The organism is Spiroplasma sp. ald (assembly GCF_044714355.1).
Classification (GTDB): domain Bacteria; phylum Bacillota_I; class Bacilli_A; order Mycoplasmatales; family Mycoplasmataceae; genus Spiroplasma; species Spiroplasma phoeniceum.
The window spans coordinates 1-907 of sequence record NZ_RXFY01000186.1 but is presented as its reverse complement, the minus strand read 5'-3'; the positions used below and the strand labels follow the sequence as shown (position 1 = coordinate 907).

Below are 907 nucleotides of genomic sequence, written 5' to 3'. Positions count from 1 at the left end.
TTAGTTTATTAATTAAACAACCAATTTGTATCATTGCTAGTATGTATTGGAGTAAAGATTTAAAAGATAGTGTATTTCAAAATATATGAAATATGTTAGATGAAAATCATATTTCTTATACTATTAATTTATCTAATTTTACTTTTACTTTATCAAATGGTAGCAAAATATATTGTAAAGGTTTACATTCACCAAGTCGAAAAGAAAAATTAAAAGCCTTTGCTGATTTAAATAAATATAAATTAGTTATTGATTGAAGAGAAGAATGCGACCAATTTCAACAAAAAGATTTAAGTGATTTAGAGTTTGCTATTCGTGGTTATCAAAATAAAATAACAATTAATACATGTAATCCTGAAAGTTTAAAAAGATATATTGTTGGTTATTGTAATGAATTAATGTCTTTTGATGAAGAAATAATGCGTAGTAAATATGAACAAATTAAATATATTGAAAAATGAAATATGAAAATTATTATTCATTATTCTAGTTGAAGACTTAATTATGAATTACCACAAGATAAAGTTAATGAACAATTAAGATTAGAGCAATTAGATATTGAAAGAGCAAGAGTTTGGAGTTGAGGTTTACCAGGTAATACTAGTGGTTCAATCTTTGCAAGATATCTTGATATTATGCAAGCAACAGATATTATACAACCAACGAAATTATTAGGTGGTGTTGACTTAGCAAACTCTACTAGTCCCAAAGGACATACAACAGCAGCGAGTTTTTGAATATATAATTCATTTGATAAAAAAGCATATAAAGTTGCTGAATATACACACTCAAATGCTACACAACAATTTAAAGGACCATTAGAACAAGTTAAAGATATTTTAGAGTTTTACAACAATCAATTAAACCAATATTTTAATTTAATACAACAAGGAATATCAATTAATGT

The 907-nt window shown here is 24.8% G+C and carries 1 protein-coding gene; it reads left to right on the top strand.

What is annotated here, in order from left to right; genetic code table 4:
* Positions 1 to 907: PBSX family phage terminase large subunit (locus EHU54_RS06040; RefSeq protein WP_400249496.1), on the top strand; the 907-nt coding region annotated here is incomplete at both ends.